17 protein-coding genes and 1 riboswitch are annotated in these 15475 nt (G+C 37.3%); of the genes, 2 read left to right on the forward strand and 15 right to left on the reverse strand.

From position 1 onward, the window contains the following. Positions 1–17: 17 nt before the first annotated feature. From ACIQ7T_RS22775 to ACIQ7T_RS22800, 6 genes are read right to left on the reverse strand one after another with little or no spacing between them, the layout of a single operon-like run. Positions 18–827 carry an energy-coupling factor ABC transporter ATP-binding protein gene (locus ACIQ7T_RS22775; RefSeq protein ID WP_402873807.1) on the reverse strand — a complete coding sequence of 270 codons (810 nt, stop codon included), beginning with the start codon at positions 825–827 and terminating at the stop codon, positions 18–20. After that, positions 820–1686: an energy-coupling factor ABC transporter ATP-binding protein gene (locus ACIQ7T_RS22780; protein WP_370078877.1), complete on the reverse strand. Its 867-nt coding sequence runs from the start codon at positions 1684–1686 to the stop codon at positions 820–822. Before ACIQ7T_RS22780 ends, ACIQ7T_RS22775 begins: the two co-directional genes overlap by 8 nt. Continuing rightward, complete coding sequence (locus tag ACIQ7T_RS22785; protein ID WP_370078879.1) at positions 1683–2426, reverse strand: energy-coupling factor transporter transmembrane component T family protein; 744 nt, start codon at positions 2424–2426, stop codon at positions 1683–1685. Before ACIQ7T_RS22785 ends, ACIQ7T_RS22780 begins: the two co-directional genes overlap by 4 nt. A 59-nt stretch (positions 2427–2485) precedes the next feature. Continuing rightward, positions 2486–3085 carry an ECF transporter S component gene (locus tag ACIQ7T_RS22790; RefSeq protein WP_370078881.1) on the reverse strand — a complete coding sequence of 200 codons (600 nt, stop codon included), beginning with the start codon at positions 3083–3085 and terminating at the stop codon, positions 2486–2488. A gap of 22 nt (positions 3086–3107) precedes the next feature. Then, positions 3108–4070 (reverse strand): nucleoside hydrolase, encoded by a 963-nt coding sequence (locus tag ACIQ7T_RS22795; RefSeq protein ID WP_370078883.1) that lies wholly within the window; start codon positions 4068–4070, stop codon positions 3108–3110. Positions 4071–4109: 39 nt separating this feature from the next. Next, positions 4110–5111, reverse strand: coding sequence for a LacI family DNA-binding transcriptional regulator (locus ACIQ7T_RS22800; RefSeq protein ID WP_370078885.1), 1002 nt, complete (start codon positions 5109–5111; stop codon positions 4110–4112). 318 nt (positions 5112–5429) lie between these two features. Here ACIQ7T_RS22800 and ACIQ7T_RS22805 point away from each other — a divergent pair, with 318 nt between their 5' ends. Then, on the forward strand, positions 5430–7370 hold the full coding sequence (locus ACIQ7T_RS22805; RefSeq protein WP_402873813.1) for a GTP-binding protein: 1941 nt from the start codon (positions 5430–5432) through the stop codon (positions 7368–7370). A 296-nt stretch (positions 7371–7666) separates the two neighbouring features. On the opposite strand, the gene ACIQ7T_RS22810 is transcribed toward ACIQ7T_RS22805, so the two are convergent. Next, the gene (locus tag ACIQ7T_RS22810) at positions 7667–8431 is read right to left on the reverse strand and encodes a hypothetical protein (protein ID WP_402873816.1); all 765 of its coding nucleotides are present in this window, start codon (positions 8429–8431) and stop codon (positions 7667–7669) included. Positions 8432–8518: 87 nt separating this feature from the next. Next, a complete protein-coding gene (locus ACIQ7T_RS22815; RefSeq protein WP_370078891.1) occupies positions 8519–8644 on the reverse strand; it encodes a hypothetical protein in 126 nt (41 codons plus the stop codon). 30 nt (positions 8645–8674) lie between these two features. Beyond that, a riboswitch (cobalamin riboswitch) is annotated at positions 8675–8858 on the reverse strand. Positions 8859–9358: 500 nt separating this feature from the next. Here ACIQ7T_RS22815 and ACIQ7T_RS22820 point away from each other — a divergent pair. Continuing rightward, complete coding sequence (locus ACIQ7T_RS22820) at positions 9359–9748, forward strand: spore coat protein (RefSeq protein ID WP_370078893.1); 390 nt, start codon at positions 9359–9361, stop codon at positions 9746–9748. A gap of 240 nt (positions 9749–9988) precedes the next feature. Here ACIQ7T_RS22820 and ACIQ7T_RS22825 read toward each other — a convergent pair whose 3' ends face one another. The 7 genes from ACIQ7T_RS22825 to ACIQ7T_RS22855 all read right to left on the reverse strand — a co-directional run bounded on the left by ACIQ7T_RS22825 (position 9989) and on the right by ACIQ7T_RS22855 (position 15412). Further along, positions 9989–10255, reverse strand: coding sequence for a hypothetical protein (locus tag ACIQ7T_RS22825; protein WP_370078895.1), 267 nt, complete (start codon positions 10253–10255; stop codon positions 9989–9991). Between the two features lie 956 nt (positions 10256–11211). Further along, a complete protein-coding gene (locus ACIQ7T_RS22830; protein ID WP_402873821.1) occupies positions 11212–11886 on the reverse strand; it encodes a hypothetical protein in 675 nt (224 codons plus the stop codon). A gap of 266 nt (positions 11887–12152) precedes the next feature. Beyond that, a complete protein-coding gene (locus ACIQ7T_RS22835; RefSeq protein WP_402873824.1) occupies positions 12153–13028 on the reverse strand; it encodes an SU10 major capsid protein in 876 nt (291 codons plus the stop codon). 272 nt (positions 13029–13300) lie between these two features. Then, the gene (locus ACIQ7T_RS22840; RefSeq protein ID WP_402873827.1) at positions 13301–13531 is read right to left on the reverse strand and encodes a hypothetical protein; all 231 of its coding nucleotides are present in this window, start codon (positions 13529–13531) and stop codon (positions 13301–13303) included. Between the two features lie 115 nt (positions 13532–13646). Continuing rightward, the gene (locus ACIQ7T_RS22845; protein WP_402873830.1) at positions 13647–13826 is read right to left on the reverse strand and encodes a hypothetical protein; all 180 of its coding nucleotides are present in this window, start codon (positions 13824–13826) and stop codon (positions 13647–13649) included. A 12-nt stretch (positions 13827–13838) separates the two neighbouring features. Further along, a complete protein-coding gene (locus tag ACIQ7T_RS22850; protein ID WP_402873833.1) occupies positions 13839–14948 on the reverse strand; it encodes a hypothetical protein in 1110 nt (369 codons plus the stop codon). A gap of 137 nt (positions 14949–15085) precedes the next feature. Then, positions 15086–15412, reverse strand: coding sequence for a hypothetical protein (locus ACIQ7T_RS22855; RefSeq protein WP_370078907.1), 327 nt, complete (start codon positions 15410–15412; stop codon positions 15086–15088). Positions 15413–15475 lie beyond the last annotated feature (63 nt).

Below are 15475 nucleotides of genomic sequence, written 5' to 3' on the forward strand. Positions count from 1 at the left end.
CCAGCTATCATCCTTTCTTAAAATCTCTTTTTCTTTAATACGGATAATAATTGACCTTTTGTCATGATTCCTTTCTCCAAACCCAATATGTTGGCCATTTTAGCAACTGCAGGTGGCTTTAGCATACTTTCTTCTAATATCGCATGATTATAAAAAATATGTTCCGAAACATCATCTGCAATAATCCTACGATTTGCCATTACTACAATTCGAGAGAAATAATTCGTGACAAATTCCATATCGTGTGTAATCGCAATAACAGTCTTTCCCTTTCTCTCCAATTCGTCTAAGAGCACACTTAATAAATCTAATCCGACACGATCCTGTCCAGCTGTCGGCTCATCTAAAATAATCACATCGGAATCCATTGCTAAAACCGAAGCAATTGTAACAAATTTACGTACAGAATATGGGAGATTATAAGGATTTTCTTGCGAAACATTACTAATTCCGCATAATTCCATAGCCCAATCCGTTAGCATTGCTACACGTTCTGGATCAAAGCCCATATTTTTAGGTCCAAACTGTACTTCTAATTCTACATTATTGTGGAAAATTTGATCGTCCGGGTTTTGAAATACATAACCAACCTTTCGAGATACTTGAGCTGTCGTATAATCTTTTGTATTCCAATCCGCAACATATACCTCACCTTCAGTTGGCTTTAAGAGGCCGTTCATCAATTTTACTGCGGTTGTTTTTCCGGCCCCGTTTTGTCCAATAATCGCTAGACGTTGACCAGCCGGAACCGTAAGTGTCAAATTTTCTAATGCTTTTGTTCCATCGGGATAAGCGAAACTAACGTTTTTCAGTTGAAGTTCAGTCATAAGCACTCTCCCCTACACTTGCCCAACTTATGCTTTCAGGTAATTCCTCATCGCGAATTGGAACATATTTTAAATGAACTCCGTCTTTTTGTAAATTTAGAGCGACCTCGGTTACATGAGGATATTGAATGTTATATTCCCCATATCGTGGGTCCGCAAAAACTCCTCGAGTCGGACCTTGTAATACTATTTCTCCATTATTGAGGACAATTAGATTGTCCGCATATTCAGCAATTAAGTCCATTTTATGTTCTACTAGGATAATAGTTTTTCCCTGTTCTTTCATGAGACGAATGATATCAAATACATGCTCTGTTCCAATTGGATCTAACTGAGATGTTGGCTCGTCAATGACAAGAATATCGGGATTCATGACGATGATCGAAGCAAGTGCAACACGTTGACGTTGACCACCTGAAAGTCCCATTGGATGCTTTCCTCGTAAATGTTCGATTTTTATAAGCTTTAATATTTCATTTACTCTGTCAATAATTTCATTTTCTTCTACACCTAAATTTTCGAGACCAAACGCTACTTCGTCAAAGACAGTATCTTTTACACCTGATACTTGGATGAAAGGGTTTTGAAAGACATATCCAATTTTTCCTCCTAATTGTCCTAATTGATATTCTACTATTCTTTTATCATCGACAATAACGTCCCCTTCAAGGTCTCCTTTATAAAAGTGTGGAATGAATCCTCGTATGATATTACATAGGGTCGTTTTACCGGAGCCATTATTGCCAATAATGGCTGTAAATTTCCCCTTTTCAATTTTAAAAGACGCATTTTTTATGTTCCAATCATCACTAACTGGATATCGATATGAGACATTTTTCATTTCAATGATAAAATTCATGTGAGGACCCTCCAGAACACCAAACCTACTAAAATGATCATGTAGACGAATGGCAAAATTCGATCAGCTGTACTTTTTGTTAGCTTATGCAAGCTAGTCTTCTTTGTTGGAGCAGAAAAAGCTCTCGACTCTAAAGTAATTGCTCGTTCTTCAGTACTTGATATAGATGATAATATGAGAGGAGTTAAGGTTGGGATAAATGCTTTCGCTCTCGTTAACAATGATCCTTCCGTTTCTACCCCACGTGTTTTTTGGGCATCCATAATTGTGTTCGCATGGCGTCGCATTTCAGGAATAATTTGCAATGTTGATAAAACTACATAAGCTCCCATTGGAGGGAGGCCTGCATCTTCTAGCGATTTTACGAAGTCACGAACATCTGTCAAACGGAAAAATAATATAAAGGCAGAACCCATCGCCAGAATGCGAGACGTAAGCGTTAATCCATAATCCAAGCCTTCCTCAGTCCACTTAAATATTCCCCATTGTCCCATCACATGATCACCTGGATAGAACAAGAGCTGCATGAAGAAAATGATGATTAGTAAAAATAACAAAGCCTTCATGACAGTACCCAAAAATTCTTTCACAATGCCTGCAGCGGCAGCTATAAGAAGTAAAATTGGGAAAACTAGAAATGAGAATATAAACTCGGGAATAATAAGAACGGCAGCTGATACAAGTAATGCAAAGAAGAATTTAGTCATTGGATGCAACCGCTGAATGAAATTTTTCTGCACGACGAACCCTCCTCAAAAAAAGTAGATCTTTCCGCTCAGGCAGAACGGAAAGAGTTCAATTATCGGTCTTCACGTTTCATATACAGAGTCCCATAATTCATTTTTGATAAATAACGATCAGACATTTTTCTTACAATAAAGTAAACGATTAGAGCCGATACAACTTTGTCCGCAATTTCAAAGATAAAGGATGAAGCGAATACGGCACTCCAAATTTTTTGTCCTGAAGCAAGGAATGTAGCTGTAAGAATAGATCCTGTACCTCCAGTAGCTCCTCCAAAAACTAACACCGTAATTGGAGCAGATACAATAACAGCAATAAAAGTAATCACAATACCGGAAATAATCGTTTTAGGAATATTTTTAAACATTCCTCCTTTAGACAAGTATCCTACCCCTATTCCAATCGCCACAGATGTAATGGCATATGGAAAATACGTAGGATTAAAAATACCATTTATAAGGTTTGTAATTAATCCAGCAAGTAATGCAACCCAAGGACCAGCAACGACCCCGATTAATATGGTTCCAATCGTATCAAGAAAAATAGGGAGCCTTAAAACGTTAGCAATTTGAAAACCGACAATATTCACTGCTACACCAATAGGAATAAGAAGCATAGACATCATATTAAAGTCATCTTTAAAACTACGTTTCATCTTGGTTTCCCACCTTTTTTAATTATTGACTGATTTGACGGCCCATTTTTGCAACCGCTTCCATAAATTGATTAACAAAGGCTTCACGATTGACCGAGTGCAATACTTTTACATTACGAGGTTTTCCGGAACGGTGCATATAATCTACAACGGTCGCACCAGCAGTGTGGCGCCCTTCTGTCTCAACCGCTACAAAGCAATCTTCTCCTTCAAAAAGTTCTGGCGTGACAACATATGACACAGCACATAGATCATGCAAACGAAACCCATTTTCGAAATCAGTTTCTTGGAAATCATTATTTTTTGCATTTTGTATATAGAAGCGAAGCATTGCGCCAATTTTTTGTGATAAATCTGTCCCCATACTTTCAATTTGATGTAACTCTTCCATATTGACATACGCTTTATGAGTAACATCAAGTCCGCTCATGATAATAGGAATTCCTGAACGATAAACGATATCGGCTGCATGTGGATCAACATATACATTAAATTCTGCAAAAGGACTCATATTGCCAGCTATAGCTGCACCACCCATATACGAAATATAGCTGATTTTTTCTTTTACTTCTGGATGAGCAAGCAGCAATGCTCCGATATTTGTAAGTGGTCCAGTTGCGATTAAAACAATCGGTTCCTCACTTTCAGTTAAAACATCTATTAAAGCATTTATGGCTGTTCTATCACTTTCGAGTAAATCCGGCTTCGGTAAAATGACTTCTCCTAACCCACTTTCCCCATGAACATCATCAGCAACCTCCAATTCACGGAAGAAAGGATGATCAAACCCCCTTGCGATTTCAATATTTTGTTTCATGTAGCTTGTGAATGCTCTAGCATTGTAGACCGTTTTATCTTGCGTTTGATTTCCTGGTTCCGTTGTAATTAATTTTATATCCAGATCATCTCGGGAAAAGGCTAATAATAACGCCATAACATCGTCAATTCCTGGGTCACAATCAATAATCACTGGTATTTTTTTCATCAATTTCACTCCTCTAGTTCATCTACATTTCTTGATGTTTTATGGTGCTGTAGTGCTTTCACGTACTACCAGAGTCGGGTTAAACATAACAGATTGCGTTTCGTTATTTTCAAGTTTTTGTATTAATAGCTTTACTGCCTCCCTCCCCATAAGATAAGTATCCTGACGAATTGTAGTAAGCTTTGGCATTAATGCAGATACTAACGGAATGTCGTCAAAGCCTATGATGGATAAATCCTTTGGTATATGAATTCCAAGCTCGTGAGCCATTCGGTAAATACCGAATGCCATTACATCATTAAAGGCAAATATAGCCGTCACTTCTTTTTTCCTCAGGAGATCTTTGGACTTTTGGTATGCCTTTTCCATCTGAAAATCCCCTTCAATAATATGTGATGGTAAAAGTTCAACGCCTGATTCAGACAGCGCTCTTTTGAAACCTGCTAAACGTTCATTAGACAAAGAAAGAGAGCTTGGTCCAATCATGCATGCTATCTTCCTATGACCGAGTTCTACTAAATGTATTCCTGCTAAATATCCACCTTTATCATTATCTATATAGACACTGGAATGTTTTTTTTCATTCTTTCCTCTATCAACGAGAACAAAAGGAATCTTTGCACGTGATAATTGCTCTTCATCCGATGGCTCCAAATAATCTTTTGCCGAAAAAATGATACCATCTACCTGCTGTTCCTCTAATAATCGTAAGTATCGCTTTTCTTTATCAGATTGATCATCAGAATTACAGATGATTAAGCTATATTCTCTTTCATTCGCTTCATCTTCCACCCCCCGACATAATTCAGGAAAATATGGATTAGAAATATTCGGAATGATTAATCCGAATATCTTCGATCGCTTCGTAACTAGACCACGAGCAAATTGGTTTGGCTGGAAATCTACCTCTTCCATTACCTTAAGTACCTTTTCACGTGTCTTTAGGGACATTCCCTCCTCTTTTTCATTCAACACTCGCGAAACAGTGGTAATGGAAACACCCGCTTTTTTCGCAATATCTTTAATGGTCCATCGTTTCATAATCTTCACCTACCATTACTATAAGATCACACTTTAAGAAAACGTTTTACGAAAACGTTTTCTTAATTACCATATCACGGCATAGATTTATTGTCATTATTTTTTCAGAAAAATCAGAAAATTATAGTTTCAGTGGCATCTTTATGGACTCCCCATTTACAGTTGCTGCACAGCATCGAATTTGCACCCATACGTCGTATTTAATTTTGTTGCAAATAATATTGATAGCCCAGTACATAAACACTTTATTCGAAATATTTTTCTACCCAATTCTGTTACAATATTGATATACGAATTAATAGAAACGAGGATTTTTTTATGCATGTAACAATCGGGGTACTCGCTCACGTGGATGCAGGAAAAACAACATTTTCTGAGCAGTTACTTTTTCATACAAACAGTATTCAAGCACGTGGACGAGTGGATCACCAGGATACATTTCTAGATAATCATGAGCTGGAGCGTCAGCGAGGCATTACGATTTTTGCAGAGCAAGGTCGCATGACGATTGGGAATGATACATATACGTTAATCGATACACCCGGACACGTAGATTTCTCTCCAGAGATGGAACGTGCCATTCGGGTTATGGATTATGCCATAATTATTGTTAGTGCGGTTGAAGGACTCCAAGGTCATACGGAAACAGTGTGGCAACTTTTACGCCAATATCACGTCCCAACCTTTTTCTTTATTAACAAAATTGATCGTGAAGGGGCAAATGTTGAGGCCGTTATGACAAAGCTTCAAAAGGAGTGTTCTGAGGATGTATTATTCGTAGATGAACCGCTCCGTTCGGATTATGTTTCAACTCACGTGATGGAGTGGCTTGCTGAACGTGATGAGCAGCTTCTCGATGCTTTTCTTAATGAGACTTTAGATAGCTCTAACTGCCTTACTCATTTACAAACGATGGTTAAACAGGAAAAGGCCTTCCTATGTTTTTCTGGCTCTGCTTTAAAAGATATTGGAATAAAGGAATTCTTAGCACAGCTCCCTCTACTTACAAAAACACATTTTAATAACAATGCTCCGTTCCAAGGTGAAGTTTTTAAAATTCGTCATGATGGGCATCAACGTTTAACTTTTATTAAGGCATTGCAAGGGACGTTACATGTGCGTGATGAAATTTCTTTTGGAGATGAAACCGAGAAAGTGACTGAGATTCGGCTAAACAATGGCAGCCGTTATGTAACAGCACAAGAGGTCGAGGCTGGAGAGATTTTCGCAGTAAAAGGGATTAGCGAAGCAAACATCGGCGATATCATTGGTTATTCAGGTAACCCGCAGCCCTATGAGTTAGTACCGACTTTGCAGGCAAAAGTACAATATGAAGGCGATCAGCATATAAAGGAAGTTCTAAAAATTTTCCGCACACTTGAAGCAGAAGAACCATCATTACATGTGCTATGGCATGAAAAATCCCAAGAAATTCATGTACATATTATGGGTGTCATCCAACTCGAGGTTCTTATCGATGTGCTTAACAAACGCTTCTCACTAGACATTTCATTTAGCGAACCACAGATTTTATATATGGAAACGACTGCAACAACCGTGACCGGCTATGGTCATTTTGAACCTTTAAAGCATTATGCAGAAGTACATTTATTGATGGAGCCAAATACCCGCGGTACTGGCAACACATTTGTTAATGCATGTCATGCGGATGATTTATCGGTTGGGCACCAACGACTCATTGAAAAACATCTATTCGAGCGCGATCATCATGGGCTATTAACAGGATTCCCCGTGACAGATATTCGCTTCACTCTCTTAACAGGACGCGCCCATATTAAACATACAGATGGTGGCGATTTCCGAGAAGCAACATTCCGTGCATTACGGCAAGGGCTGGAGCAAGCAGAAAATGTATTACTGGAGCCGTATTACCGCTTTAAACTTAAAGCTCCAAGTGATTTTATTGGCCGCATGATGACCGATATTCAACAAGCTGCTGGTACATTTGATGCGCCAATCTTAACTGAACATGATGCGATTATAACTGGTCGTGCCCCTGTCGCAACATTCATGAGCTACAGCACAACCTTTGCCGCCTACACTAATGGTAAAGGCGTACTTTCTCTACAATTTGATGGCTATGATGTGTGTCACAATACAGAAGACATTATTGCACAAATTGGCTACGATAAAAACGCCGACCCCGAATATACATCTTCTAGTATTTTTTGTGCAAAAGGCAAGGGTTACTCCGTCCCATGGCATGAGGCAGAGGCGGCGATGCATTGTATTGACTGAAATCATAAAAACAGGACATGATTTGTTAGAATCATTGTCCTGTTTTTTTATGTTTCTTGGGGATTTACTATACTATTGCGGGGATTTGACTTCCTTCAGCGGGTATTCTGGCTTCCGCGGGTATTCTACTCCCTTTCGCGAGTATTTACTCTCCTTCCGCGAGTATTCCACTCCCTTTCGCGAGTATTTACTCTCCTTCCGCGAGTATTCCCTCCCTTCCGCGAATATTCTACTCCCTTCCGCGAGTATTTGCTCTCCTTCCGCGAGTATCCATCTTCACCCAGCACGAATTTAATTCACAAAGCTTGTACTGTTTTCTGCGCTGGCTTGACAATGTGATATGAAGGGTCCACAACAATGTAGCTATGGGAATTAGAAAAATCAATTAAAACCTTGCCAGGTCGACTTTTCAAAAGTTGTAAATTATCAATTAATTCCAGCAATAGTTCATGACCGTTACCACGTGGGTGCCAGTTTAAATGATATTCATTTAGTTCTTTCACAGCTTTTAAAAATTGATGATACTCGCGCTCTACAAAATTAATCAGTTGTTTGTTTTTATGAGCTACCTGTGATAAATCCTCTAAATATGTTTCATAAAAGCGCATTACTATCGAGCACAATAAATCATTGACCCGGGCAGCACTTAATATTGGATTAGGAGCATGGGAAAGTCGCTCTAAATTTGGTTTTGCACGAGTCGAGTCAATGCGTGTAATTAAATGATAATGCTCATCATTCACCTCATAGACAATTGGATTTGTCGGCATATACATCATAAAACTATTTGTTTTTGTTTTAAGCTGATCTGTTATATTCGCCTTTGCAAAAAGGTGCCCATTAAAACTTTCATTTTGTATCCAAATAATATCTTTGTTATATAAAATTTGCTCAAATAATCGTTCATTACTAATTAGTTTGCTAGCTATTAATTGATCAACAAGTGATTCTATAACCATTCTTGTTGTAGCTTTTTTAGTAACTTCAGTGCGGGGCTGCTTACAAATTTTCATATCTAAATATTGTGATTCCTGTGCTGTACATACATGAATATTCGTCATATGTGCATCCTCTTTTCGTACATATTTTCAAAACGGAAGTCATCAGTAAAAAAAGGATTTCCCATTAACGCGAGGAAATCCTTCATTCTATCTTTTTCGTTCATCATATAATGTCAAACAATGCCCAAATATGAAAGAATTAGCTCGATGTCTAATACCTTCTTTTCTAGGCGTTTGACGTACAGTGACGAACAGAGCATTCTGTTTTGTCAACATGCCACCTCCTATTCCTCGTAGGGTTATGGTGTGTACTCATAATAGGCAGGTATCCTGACTCATGATCATCGCTACTTTTCTCCTTCCCGTCGTTAAACAGTGGTCTATGAAAAGTCGCTCACATTTACAGTTGCGGGACAGTGTCGGATTTGCACCGACTTCCCTTTTGGCGTTATCAAGAGATAAACGCACCTATTATTTATTAATATTAAATTGTAATTTAACACACTAATTCATGTAGAGTAGATATTCCTTTTGTATTTCTGGTTTAAATTGTAATATGTATTCTAGTATTTGTCAAAAGACAAAAAGGGCTATCCCAAATTAATGAGATAACCCTATTAATTATTCTAATTTTCCCGAACATGACCGCTGTAAAATGTTTCGGTTAGGTAGTTTTTTTTGTAAGGCAAAAATTAACCCTTGTGTGAATCTGCGTATGCAAATTGGATACGGAGGTTATCTATGCATAAACCATAGCATTACACTCCGAATCTTGTTACTAAGGGTCACTCCTATCCCAAGTGACCCTTTTTATAGTTTCTTTACTTAAAAGTACCCTATAGGATTGACTTCGGTCTAGAAACAACATGTCTAATTATACGTATTGAAAAAATAATATTTACTATATCTTCACTCCACCTTCCTTTTTGTCCAAACAACTATATTCGATATGAATAAAATGTTGTTAGAAGAGGAGGTGAATATAAAATGGCATCATTTGAAATTGGAGCAAGAAGTCTTTTCAACTTTCGAAACGAACGCTTTTTCCTATTAGTTGAAGATGAAATTACAATTCCAGCCCAAGGTGTAGAGATTGACCCAGTTAATATCTATGAGATTGACCAACAAACTTTCAACTTTATCAGAGATGAAGGAGATACACCTGTGATTCGACCAGTTATTAAACTTCCAACTGTACCACCTGGATTTAAATTAGAACGAAAATGTATTTTTACAGTAGATAATGCATACTACGTAATTTATGATTTAGAAAATGGAACAGATAACAATGTTTTATTAAGAATCGGTGCAGCATTATTTAACTCCTTGAGAAATGCTGGTGTTCGTGAATGTGTTCCTCAAGATTTCATTAATTAATAAAATATCCAACCTTTAATAAAATTATTATTCATCATATTTAAATTAATGTTCAGCAAGATTCCTCCTTCCTTGCTGAACATTTTCTTTAAGATATTCATTAAATAATAGTTATGAAATTTATAGTTTCACTTTGGTATTTCTGTTTAAAGTCACCTTCTACTTTTTCTTGTTCAACTAAACTGCTCCGCTGAAGAGCAACAGTCTTTACGAAAACACCCAAAATAAAAAAAGGGCTACTTAGCGCCCTTCTCTTTGTAATCTTTCTGCTTCTTTGTATAGGTCATGTTTAAACTCTGCTTCTTTCATATCTCGCTTGTATTGCTCCCAATCTTCTACCTCGTGTTTATTACTCTGATTGCGGTAACATCTTTCCTGCTCTAACAGCCCATCTCCGGATGATTCCATACAATTACTCACTTTAATATACTGTTTTGCTGTAAAGTAACCTATAAAGATAACACCTATTAGACAAATAATAATATTTACTTTCATTTTATTAGACACTTTCAATTTCTCCACACCTTTCTCCATAATCCATTATATATGGAAACATAAACCTATACTAGTGGAGAATAACCATATCTAAACACCTGATAAGTAGAGTACATTTTCTACTATTTTTTACGTAATTGCATGAGTACTTCCGTCCACTCTATACATTGTATATAGTGCCTTTTCGCTCTCGTCTACTGTAAGGAACCACATTTCACGACTAATATTGCTAGTCGTCAAAAATTGTTTCTCGAATCTGACCCTTATAATGTAAGGATGAGGTAGTCGTCTTATTATGACGAGTGGTAATACATTCGTCTACGTCTACATTTTTAATCATTCTACTTGCATTCATATAGTCCATCTTCTGTAAGGAAATTCTTCGGACGATTATCACCGCTTATTAAGCGGAGACCTTTTTCTTCTTCATCTACTGAGTTTAACATCTTACTTACATTTGACCTGCACTAAGGATTGTTGAGTTCATCTTTTCGTCAGCATCTACATTTCACGATTTTGACCTGAGTGCGATAGTATCGCCTTCAATGCGTAAGGATTGTTTACGCATGATTCATATCTGGTGTCTTTAATTTAGATACCCTTGTAAGGTGGTCGTGATTTGCTACTACCTTTCCCCACTTGTGGAGACCTCATGCATACAATGTTTGCATCAGATAAGGCACCTAAACATTGTTTAGGTCTGAGGTAAGGATTGTTTCCCTCAGTTAGTCGTGGAAGTTTTCCTAATCTGTCGGGAAAATTATTCCTATCTGCATGTACTATTAGTACGTTCAGCCACCGACCAATTATGGCGGTCAGGTATTCTGATTAACATTTAATAAGTAGAGAGTCCGAAATAGTCCAATTTTTTCGCGTGTGTGTAATCAAAATAGGTAATTTGACGATTTTTTTAATTGGGGTAATTGCTCAACAACCGCTTCTAGTTTGGGATTTCACTACGAATATAATTATCTGTCCTTTGGGAATCCATTAGGCGCACTCGAATCTTTTACGGAAACATTCAAGAGTCCATTCTTAAGCCGTCTCGCCTCTATTACTTTGAACCAGTGACCATTAACACGTATCTCTGTATTTGTCGTATAGATTTCCACATTCTCTTTTATATCCCTAATTCTAAATTCATATCTATAATCGAATAAGTTAATTGCTTGGTTTGAATCGACACTGATATTAGTTTCCTTGCGCTGTACTGCATACTCTAACCGCTTCAATTTCCATTCTTCCTTATAGATAGGACGGTCTAAGTCATCCCTACCTGTTTCCTTTTTCTCTAATAACCAATACTCTAGCGGAGCATTACAATACTCAGCAGTTGATTTGTATTTGCTATGACGTTTGTTAGGGTTAATAGGACTGTTACAATCGCTCATAGTGACATGATTATCATAACATTTTCTGTCACCATGCAACGCTAAATCAACAGCGATATGCTTACGTATATCTCTATTAATCATATAGAATCCCTCTCTAGTTACATAGCAATTTTGCTCATACCCGAATACTTGGTTGAGTATAGATATACTTGCTTGTGAGTCGAGGTCATCAGTTCCTACTACGAAGTAACCTTCTTGTTTTTCTTTACTCCATTTTGGAAACTGGTTGTATAAAGTTGTGTCCATCATATTAATTGAGTTCCTCTTTCTTCTTCTATTATTTGTTTAGGATGTATTGTCTATATTTCTGTAGTTTGATTGTGTCTAGTGCTACCTTTTCATTTTCATGTAATGATAGTAGTGAAATTGAGCAACCTATATACTCCGACAATTCCTTAAGCGTGATTTTCTTTTTACGTCTCATAATTAGTAGTTCCATGTAGAGGTATCCTTTCACTCAAATATTTGAATCAAAAAATAAAAGTAAGAGAGGGATAAACCCCCTCATACCTTAGTTATTCTTGAATTGCTTCCTCAGTTAGTAATACAAGAGCATTTGGAGAACCTACACGTAATGTAGTTTCAGCGATTACCATTGCTTTGTTAGAGTCACCTGTTTTAGCAAGTGCCTCAACTTGTGCTTCACGTAATGGAGCCAGTGAAATGTAAGAATCGTTGAATAGAATCGCTTCTTGCTTACCTACGTCACGAGAAACCATGATGTTAACATTGCCGTAGTTAGTTACGTATACAGACACTAGAGAACCGAAAGTAGTTTCTTTTTGTGTGTAAGTTGTAACGCCTGCTAATGCATCGTCAAGCATTTCTTTATAAGCAGGAGATGCTAATAGATAGAACTCTCCACCGTTAACGCCTGCTGTGAATAATTTCTCCATACCCTCTTTGATTAATTTAGTAGGATTGTTTGTGTAAGTAATCTTGTTACCTGCTTCAATCCAATTAATTAAACCTTTCATTTTACGAGGGTTACCAGTCGAGCCATCGTCAAAGATACCTTTGATTAATACGCGCTCAATTTCTAACTTCATTTCTAGTAAACGGTCTTGAATTTCCTCAGTGAAGCGACCATTTTTCATAGCGTCCGCTGTACCAGAGATAGCAACCGCACGAGCAAAGATTTGTTGAACATTGCTTAATGTACGACGGCGAGATTCTTGGAACTTAGTAATGTCCGCCCCTTCTAATAGGTCAAAATCTGTATCTGCTGATAACTTTTTCTCTAACCATTGGAATAGTGTAGAAGACGCATTCTCGAAGTTACCTTTACTCATTAATAGAGTTGTAAGTGGCGTTTGTTGTGGTGCTAATACTGCTAATTCTGCTGATACGCTAATAGTTTCTACTGCTTGGAAATCATTACTTTTAAACATAAATGTATTTCTCCTTTGGGCATAATAGCCATTATATTTGTGTGATTATATTTAACTAGTTCTTATTTGCCAAACCAGTTTTTAAACTTGTGACCAATCGAAGTTTGAACGTCACCTTTTGATAATGCCTCTTGTACAGCGTCAACCGCTTCACCATTCATTGCTAATGGCTTATATGAGTGTTTAGCAAGTAATGCGTCAACAACCGACTGTAGATAATCTAACTTGTCAGTACCTTCTAACTCGCCTAAACGGTTAATATCTGCGAATACTTATAGACCACGCTCTTTTAACTGAGCATCGAATAGTTGTTTTTCTAACTGTGCCTTAATTTGTGCAATTTCCTGCTTCTGAGTTTCTAGGTCATTATCTAGTCCCTCTTGTGCCTTCGCTTGCTCTTCTAAATTCTCAGCAACATTTTCCTCAACAGGTTCATTAGTCGCCTGCTCTGGTGTTTGTTCACCTTCTGTATTTACTACTTCTAACTCTTCTTGGTTTTCCATAGGATAGATTCCCCTTTCGTATAGTTAAACAAATGCTACTTCTACAAATTGTCTACACAGCACTGGTAAGTTCTCATACATCCCTTTGAACTCAAAAATGTAATTGTCCCTACTACTATGCGTGTAGTCGTAAATTGTCTTCTTGCTTAATCCCAGATGACTCGATTGTGACAATCACATTCTCACGTTCATCATATATAGTTAAAGATATATTCATTGGCTTGATTGTATTGCCTTTGTAATCTCTAAACTCAACTATTAATCTCGCTGTATCATTTCTGAAAACTCTCGACATACTATCAACTCCTTACAATATTCTATAGATACTAGATTGTGTTGTTCTGCACTCGGTATTTGAGCGACCTGTTATAATACCCGTATAAGCATAAACAGGCACGTTACCCAATGAAGGATAGACAACATTACTGAGTAGCGTTACACGTCCTAAGTCAATTGGAAACGACCTTAAAACATTTCTCAGCAACTTATAGTTCGTTGTCGCTTTACCTAACTTGAAAGTAGAGTTAACCTTCTTCAATCTAACTTTATACGTATTAACTGTGACGATAGTTTTCTTAGCAGTAACGAACATTCTAGTAGAATAATGTAGTGAATCCTTTGTAACTGCTTTCCTTGCTGTTACAGTTTTAGATATTGCCTTTCCTCTACCTCTAGTAGCGGATACAGTACCTTTTTTCGCTTTGATAGTGCCTCTAACAGTAATCTGTTTACCAGTGTCACCGCTAAAGATTTTTAACGTTGGATACTGTCCAGAACTGTGATTCCAATCAGTTGATAAAGGTATCTGGTTTGGGTCTTTTAACTGTGCATCTGTAACATAAGTAGCACACCCTTTTGAATGGTCAAATTGTGGCAAATCCTTATCAAGTACATAAACCTTGTAGAAGAATAGCGAACCATCTGGAATATGACCGAATATACCGTCTGACTTAACGCCTGCTGATTGTCCTGTAAACTTACCAGTGAATACACCATCTGAGAAAGAATAACCTGCTACAGCAGTATTGACAGATGAGAAGAAGCCAGTATTACCAGTACCGCCTTTAACTGTTACATTAATCATCCTAATGTTCTTAACCTTGAATGTTCCTGTAAGATTACGAACTATAGAAGCAATAGGAGTATTCTCTCCAACGTCTACAGAGCAGTTAACAAATTCTACGTTTTCTAGTGTGGCACTTCTTACATCGCCAACAATAGCAACGGCACGAGATGTAGCACCAGTAGCAGTTGATAGATTGATATCTTGAAAACTGATATTCTTTAATACTGCGTTAGGATACAAATGAGGCACCATACCAACATTACTAAGATGTTGATAGTTGACGTTCTTAACGGTGAATCCATTACCATTAATAGAACCAGTAAATTGTCTTGTGATATTGAACGATGACAAATCGTAGCCAGTGAAATCTATATCATTACCTAACTTAAAATGCTTATCCAGTTGTAGGAATATCTCCTTGTAATCATCTGGAGTAGAAATGATATATGGGTCTTGTAAAGTTCCTTGACCAAACATCTAACCACCCCTTACACAGAAGGAATGATTAGTTCAATTTCAATAGTTAATGTGTCGTTATTGTTCTCATAAGTGAATACTGCAAACGTATCTTCTGCAATAACATCTGTAGAAGTACCAGTTTTGTAAATCTTGAATCGGTCTACTTTCTTACCAGTTAGTGAACCGTCTGTATTGTCTGCTAAGACCTTATATTTAACCTTTCCGCCTTCAACAGTGATATCAACATTTGTATATCGTTTAACTTCTGCTGTAGCGTTAGCGATTGCAACCGCTTTATAGGTATTCTTCATGTACTCTCGTAAATCACCGTATGCATAACTTGTAATTTCAGCCATTAAAAACACTCCATTTCATTTTTATATTGGTGGTATGTATATATTTTGTATTACGTTTATATG

Source organism: Lysinibacillus sp. NPDC096212, assembly GCF_044763105.1.
GTDB lineage: Bacteria > Bacillota > Bacilli > Bacillales_A > Planococcaceae > Lysinibacillus.